The 6,000-nt window shown below is 57.2% G+C and carries 6 protein-coding genes; 5 read left to right on the forward strand and 1 reads right to left on the reverse strand.

What is annotated here, in order from left to right; translation table 11 throughout:
- Positions 1-114 precede the first annotated feature (114 nt).
- The 4 genes from EPN96_10935 to ampD are packed head-to-tail and all read left to right on the forward strand — an operon-like array spanning position 115 to position 3,622.
- The gene (locus tag EPN96_10935; protein TAL16130.1) at positions 115-1,305 is read left to right on the forward strand and encodes an MFS transporter; all 1,191 of its coding nucleotides are present in this window, start codon (positions 115-117) and stop codon (positions 1,303-1,305) included.
- A 39-nt stretch (positions 1,306-1,344) separates the two neighbouring features.
- Positions 1,345-2,253, forward strand: a complete 909-nt coding sequence (locus EPN96_10940; GenBank protein ID TAL16121.1) for an ABC transporter permease — start codon at positions 1,345-1,347, stop codon at positions 2,251-2,253.
- A 32-nt stretch (positions 2,254-2,285) separates the two neighbouring features.
- A complete protein-coding gene (locus EPN96_10945; GenBank protein ID TAL16131.1) occupies positions 2,286-3,089 on the forward strand; it encodes an ABC transporter permease in 804 nt (267 codons plus the stop codon).
- Positions 3,086-3,622: a 1,6-anhydro-N-acetylmuramyl-L-alanine amidase AmpD gene (gene ampD / locus EPN96_10950; GenBank protein ID TAL16122.1), complete on the forward strand. Its 537-nt coding sequence runs from the start codon at positions 3,086-3,088 to the stop codon at positions 3,620-3,622. The genes EPN96_10945 and ampD overlap by 4 nt, the downstream gene beginning before the upstream one ends.
- Here the strand turns inward: ampD and EPN96_10955 are convergent.
- Positions 3,611-4,483, reverse strand: coding sequence for a DMT family transporter (locus EPN96_10955; GenBank protein TAL16123.1), 873 nt, complete (start codon positions 4,481-4,483; stop codon positions 3,611-3,613). The two genes, ampD and EPN96_10955, sit on opposite strands and share 12 nt — an antisense overlap.
- Positions 4,484-4,791: 308 nt before the next feature.
- On the opposite strand from EPN96_10955, the gene EPN96_10960 reads away from it, so the two are divergent.
- Entirely contained in the window at positions 4,792-5,814 is a 1,023-nt protein-coding gene (locus tag EPN96_10960; protein ID TAL16124.1) for a hypothetical protein, read from the forward strand.
- Positions 5,815-6,000: the final 186 nt, after the last annotated feature.

The raw sequence follows: 6,000 nt of genomic DNA on the forward strand, positions 1-6,000 counted from the left end.
AATGACAAATAGAAAATTATAAAGGCGTAATCGGTGAGCGATAAGAAAATCGGATATCAGGCTTGGTCCTGGGCCTTTTACGATTGGGGAAATTCCGCTTTCGCGACGGTGGTTATGGCGGGCTTCTTCCCCGTTTTTTTCAAGGAATACTGGAGCGCCGGTGCGCCTGTCTCCCTCTCCACCTTCAGGCTGGGGGCGGCCAACTCCTCGGCGGGGCTCCTCGTTGCTCTCCTCGCTCCAGCGCTCGGAGCAATCGCCGACAGGGGCGGGGCGAGAAAAAAATTCCTCATCTTCTTCGCCCTGACGGGAATAGCCGCTACAGCCTCTTTATACTTCATCCCGCAGGGCGAGTGGCTCTTCGCCGCCTTCTCCTACATGCTTGCCATGATCGGTTTCATGGGTGGTAATATCTTCTACGATTCCCTCATAGTCACCGTTTCGCCGCGAAACAGGCTGGATTTCGTCTCCTCCCTCGGCTTTTCGCTGGGGTATCTCGGCGGCGGGCTTCTTTTCGCCCTGAACGTCCTCATGGTCAGAAACCCGGAGTTCTTCGGCCTCTCTTCGGCGGGAGAGGCGGTAAAACTCTCCTTCGCTATGGCAGCCCTCTGGTGGGGGATCTTTCTGGTTCCGCTGCTGCTGGCGGTGAAGGAGGCGAAAGGGCTCGGGCGGAAGGGGCAAAATCCCGTTCGGAAGGGGTTTTCCGACCTCGCCGAAACCTTCCGCCACATAAAGTCCCTGAGACCGGTCTACCTCTTTTTAATCGCCTACTGGCTCTACATCGACGGGGTCGACACGATAATCGTCATGGCGGTGGATTACGGGATGAGCCTGGGCTTTCCCGCGAGCAGCCTGATGGTGGCTCTCCTGATAACCCAGTTCGTCGGCTTCCCCTCCGCGATAGCTTTCGGAAAGCTCGGCGAGAGGTTCGGGGTTCTGAAGGCGCTTTACGGAGGACTCTTTATCTACTGTTGTGTCGTCGTCTGGGGCTATTTCATGGACAGCGCGGGCGAGTTTTACGCCATGGCGATAGCGATAGGACTGGCGCAGGGCGGCGTTCAGGCTCTGAGCCGCTCCTGGTTCGCACGGCTGGTGCCTGAGGAGAAAGCCGCCCAGTTCTTCGGCTTCTACAACATGCTGGGAAAGTTCGCTGCGGTAATCGGGCCGCTGCTGATGGGCCTGGCCGGACTCGTTACCGGAAGCCCGCGAACTTCCATACTCGCCCTGCTCCTTCTCCTCGGCGGGGGAATAATCATGCTGCGCTATTCTTCAACCGCCGTTGCCAGCGAGGGCGGCGAGCGGTTATGATTCACGAAAATCATCCGCAAAAGAAGGTTGGACGATAAAATGCTCCGACGAAGGCTTCTGACCCTCGTTCCAACTGTGCTCGGCGTGATCACGCTGGTTTTCGCCTTTATTCACATGGTCCCCGGCGACCCTGTGGACGTGATGCTGGGCGAGACCGCCAACAGCGCCGACAAGGCCGCCCTGCGCGCCGAACTCGGCCTCGAAAAACCCCTCATGACCCAGTACGCCGGCTATCTGACGGGACTGGCGCAGGGGGACCTCGGCAGGAGCTTCGTCTACCGCAAGCCCGTCAGTGAGGTTATTTTATCGCGCCTCCCCGCCACTCTCCAACTCGCCGGAGTCTCGCTTTTCATCGCCCTTTTCGTCGCGCTTCCCCTGGGCGTCTTCGCGGGAGTGAGAAAGGGAGGGCTGCTCGACAGGGCGACCCTTGTGCTGAGTCTCGCGGGGGTCTCCATACCCAATTTCTGGCTCGGGCCGATGCTTGTCATGCTCTTCGCCGTCAACCTGCGCTGGCTTCCCGTCTCCGGTCGCAGCGGGCCGGAATCGGTGATTCTTCCCGCCATAACCCTGGGGTTCGCCCTTTCGGCGATACTCTCGCGCATGGTGCGACAGTCCCTTTCAGACGTTCTCGGGGCCGAGTACCTGCAGGCCGCGAGGGCGAGGGGAGTGAGCGAGAGGAAGGTAATCTGGGTACACGCGATGCGTAACGCCTGCCTTCCCGTCATCACCATTCTTGGCCTCCAGCTCGGCGCGCTCCTCTCCGGGGCGGTTATCGCGGAGGCGGTCTTCGCCTGGCCCGGTATCGGGACCCTTCTCCTGCAGGCGATTAACGGGCGCGATTACCCGGTGGTGCAGGGGTGCGTCCTCGTGATAAGCCTCGGCTACGTCTTCGCCAATTTCCTCGCCGACATCGCCATACGCTTCGCCGACCCCAGAGTGAGGGGTTAGCCGTGGCTGAAAAAAAGAGATTTTTCGGCGGAATGGACGGGTTCGTGATCGCGGCCGGGATCATACTCGCCGTGCTGGTCTTTGCGGCTCTCTTCGCACCGCTTTTCGCTCCCTTCGACCCCCAGCTTCTGGACCTTCGCGGAGGGCTTGAAGGCCCCACCACGGCGCATCCTCTCGGGCAGGACAAGATCGGGCGGGACGTCCTTTCGGGGATAATGTACGGTGGCAGAGTGAGCCTGCTCATCGGCTTCGCGGTCGTGGCGGTGAGCATCGTCGTCGGCACTGCGGTGGGTTTCGTCTCCGGCTGGGTAGGCGGGTGGGCTGACGAAATCTTCATGCGGATAGTGGACATTCTGCTGGCCTTTCCCGGCATTTTGCTGGCCATCGCCCTCGCCGGAGTTCTCGGCCCGAGCCTCTGGAACGTAATCTTCGCCCTCAGCGTCATGGGTTGGGTGGGGTTCGCGAGGCTTGTGCGCGGAGAGGTTCTCTCGATAAAGGAGAGAGAGTACGTCAAGGCCGCGACGGTACTGGGGGCGAGCCCGGCGCGGATAGCCTGGAAGCACGTTCTTCCGAACCTTTCCGGTCCTCTCGCGGTGAAGGCCACCTTCGCCGTGGCGGGGACGATTCTTTCGGAATCGAGCCTCAGCTTCCTCGGCCTCGGGCCGCAGGACACGCCCACCTGGGGGGCGATACTCAGCCAGGGGGTAGATTACCTCCTCTTCGCGCCCCACCTGGCCTTCTTCCCCGGCCTCGCCATCATGCTCACCGTCCTCGGGATAAACATCATAGGCGACGAGGTCAGCGCAAGGCTAGACCCTCTGGGAAAGCACTCATGAGAGTAAAGTGGGCGAGGCGGGAGGAAAGTCCTAACCGCTCCTCAAGGGAGGGCAGCGAAGTCGAGTGCGTCGTCATACACCACATAAGCCTCCCCCCCGGCGAGTTCGGCGGACCGCACATCGTAGATTTCTTCCGGGGCCGCCTCGACACGTCGGCTCACGAATACTTCAAGGAAATCGAGGGAATAAAAGTCTCCTCGCACTTCCTCATAGACCGGAAGGGCGAGGCGGTGCAGTTCGTGGACACCTCCGAGGCCGCGTGGCACGCCGGGGTGAGTTCGTGGAAGGGAAGGGGAAATGTAAACCTCTTCTCTATTGGCATTGAGCTCGAAGGAGACATGGTTTCGGGCTATACCGAAGCGCAGTACGAAACTCTCGGAAGACTGCTGGGGGAACTGAAAAAAGAATATCCCGCGCTGACGCCCGAATCCCTCACCGGCCACGAGCACGTCGCGCCGGGGAGAAAGGCCGACCCCGGCCCACTCTTCGACTGGGAGAGGGCGAAAGATTTTTTAAAGGGTTCAGTCTCTTGAGGTTAGAGCGACCCCGCCGATGATGACGAGCCCGCCTATGACCTTGCCCGCCGTGATCGGCTCATTGAGGATGATTTTGGCGAAGAACAGTGAGAAGGCGGGGATAAGGTAGATGTAGACGGAAGCCTTGACCGCCCCTATCTCGCCGACTCCTTTCATGAAGAGGGCGAAGGCGATCGCCGAACAGAAGACGCTCATGTAGAAGATCGCCGCCCAGGCTTCCGCGGAGGCCGAAAGGGCGCTCGCGGGAGGGGCCTCGGCCAGCGCCGCCAGAAAGAGCATCGGAAGGCCGATGAGAAAAGAGGCCGAGGTGGCCGTGGCAGGGGTAGTAGCTCCGACGACCTGTTTGCTGATAAGCGTGTAGACCGACCAGAAGACCACCGCCGTGGCGAGGAGGTAGGCGCCCTTGCCGAATTTCAGGGCGAGGAGCTTTTCGGGGTCTCCGCCCGAAAGGACGATCAGAGCGCCCAGCGCCGCCAGCAGAAAGCCGGTCCACTTGACCGGGCTCAACTTTTCCTTGAGGAAATACGCCGAGAGGAGCGCGGTTAGGGCCGGATTTGTGGTGATTACGAGGGCGGTGGTGCCTGCGTCTTCGAGCTGCAGACCTTTGAAAAAAAACCAGTGGTAGGCGAAGATTCCCGTCAGTCCCATCAGGAAGAGCCTAAAGACGAGAATCCGGTTTTTCGACGCTTTTTTGAGCCCGTTCCAGGTGAAGGGAAGCAGACACAGAGAAGCGATGAGGTAGCGCCAGAAGGCCACGGTCATCGGCCCCATCTGTTCGAGCGCTATCTTCCCCGCAATCGATGCCCCGCCCCACAAAAAGGCGGTCAGAGTAAGGTAGAACCAGGGAGATGAGTACATCGTAACCCTTTAAACCTTTTTGGATTTCCGCACAAGGAGGACAAAGCGATGGCCGGAAACATTCCAGGCCGTGACAAAGCGCTTGGGCTCCTCAATGAATATCTTAAGACGGAAAATCTCATCCGCCACTCCCTCGCCGTCGAGGCCGTAATGCGGAAATAGGGCTTGGGGGGAATACGTAGCAAAACCGATGCGCCTGCTTGCGACTTTTATGCAACGAAGGCGGTTTTCTTCCGTCGCGCATAAGAGTATAAAATTTCCTTATTTGGTGGGCCGAGCCTACCTTGCACGACATTTAGGAGGGGTAAATGGCCTGGCGGACTTGCGGTAAATGCAAAAACGAGTTTTTCGCCGAATACAAGCACTGTCCCGGTTGCGGACAGGAATACAAGGAAAACCATCTCAAGGCTTTCAGCGCCCTGGCTGCCGTGGCGTTTTTGCTGGTTTCGGCGATAGTTTATGAATTTTACTCCGTGAGCAAAACCCCCGACAACAGCGCGGAACAGGATTTAATTCAGAAAGAAGATACGGCCAGGCTTGAAGAAATGATGAGCAAATTGCCGGATACAAGGAAACTGGAGGAAGAAAAAGTCAGGATAGAAGAAAGAATAAGCCAATTGTCAAAAAAATTGGCGCTGATAAAGCAACAGCAGAAAAGAACCGTGAACATCGACGGCGTGATGACTCAAATATCCGGTGAAAGGCCGCCGGAGCAGGAAACCGCTGCAATAGACGATCTTGTAAGTGAAATGCCGGAAGCAAAACAGCTTAAAGAAGAAGAAGCCAGACTCGAAATCGTAATGAATCAAATGGCGGAGATACGGCAACTGCATAATAAAAAGACAAGATTTGAAGAAAGAGCGATCAGGTTTTCACAGGCAAGACAGTTTTTAAAAAACAACCTCGACGCAACCAATGAAGAACTGGTAGCCATAAAAAACTCGCTGGAGTCCTTCAAAACAACGGAAGACGAATATCAGGAAGTACAGAAGCTGCTTGTTTTTATAAACGAAAAGATAGCGGTTAAGTCAAAAAAGATAGATCGTAAAAATCAGGCTATTGAAAGAGAACGTTTTGAAGCGGAAACCGCCTCGCTCGACGATAAGGGGAAAAGGCTCAAAAAAGAACACCCCAACTGGAGCGTCGAAGAGTGCGACCTGATCTCGAAAGGGAAAATCAAGACGGGGATGCTTGAAGAGCAGGTAAAAGTGGCCCTTGGAGAACCCTTTGAAATAAAAAGGACCAGCACGCGATCGAAATGGATTCTGCGCAAGAACTCCACTGCCTGCCTGTATTTTGAAGAGGGGATCTGCGTCGCCATCCAGCAGTGATTTTCGGGCAGCAAGTTATGGAGCAGGAAAGTTGTGTAGGGCGGGCTCGGCCCGCCGATCTACAGCTTGCGAGGCTCTGCCTCGCGCTCCTTGTCACTTCTTTTAGAAAGAAGTGACCAAGAAATCGGCCCGGACCCGTCGCTCGCGCTTTAAAAAGCGCGACCACTTCGTTCCGGCTGGGCCGTA

It is taken from the genome of bacterium (genome assembly GCA_004322275.1).
Classification (GTDB): Bacteria; Desulfobacterota; Deferrisomatia; order Deferrisomatales; family BM512; genus SCTA01.

What these genes read in the sequence shown, in the direction of transcription:
- EPN96_10935 (TAL16130.1), top strand. Translation starts at nt 115, where the DNA reads ATGGCGGGCTTCTTCCCCGTTTTTTTCAAGGAATACTGGAGCGCCGGT.
- EPN96_10955 (TAL16123.1), bottom strand. Translation starts at nt 4,483, where the DNA reads ATGTACTCATCTCCCTGGTTCTACCTTACTCTGACCGCCTTTTTGTGG.
- EPN96_10945 (TAL16131.1), top strand. Translation starts at nt 2,286, where the DNA reads ATGGACGGGTTCGTGATCGCGGCCGGGATCATACTCGCCGTGCTGGTC.
- EPN96_10940 (TAL16121.1), top strand. Translation starts at nt 1,345, where the DNA reads ATGCTCCGACGAAGGCTTCTGACCCTCGTTCCAACTGTGCTCGGCGTG.
- ampD (TAL16122.1), top strand. Translation starts at nt 3,086, where the DNA reads ATGAGAGTAAAGTGGGCGAGGCGGGAGGAAAGTCCTAACCGCTCCTCA.
- EPN96_10960 (TAL16124.1), top strand. Translation starts at nt 4,792, where the DNA reads ATGGCCTGGCGGACTTGCGGTAAATGCAAAAACGAGTTTTTCGCCGAA.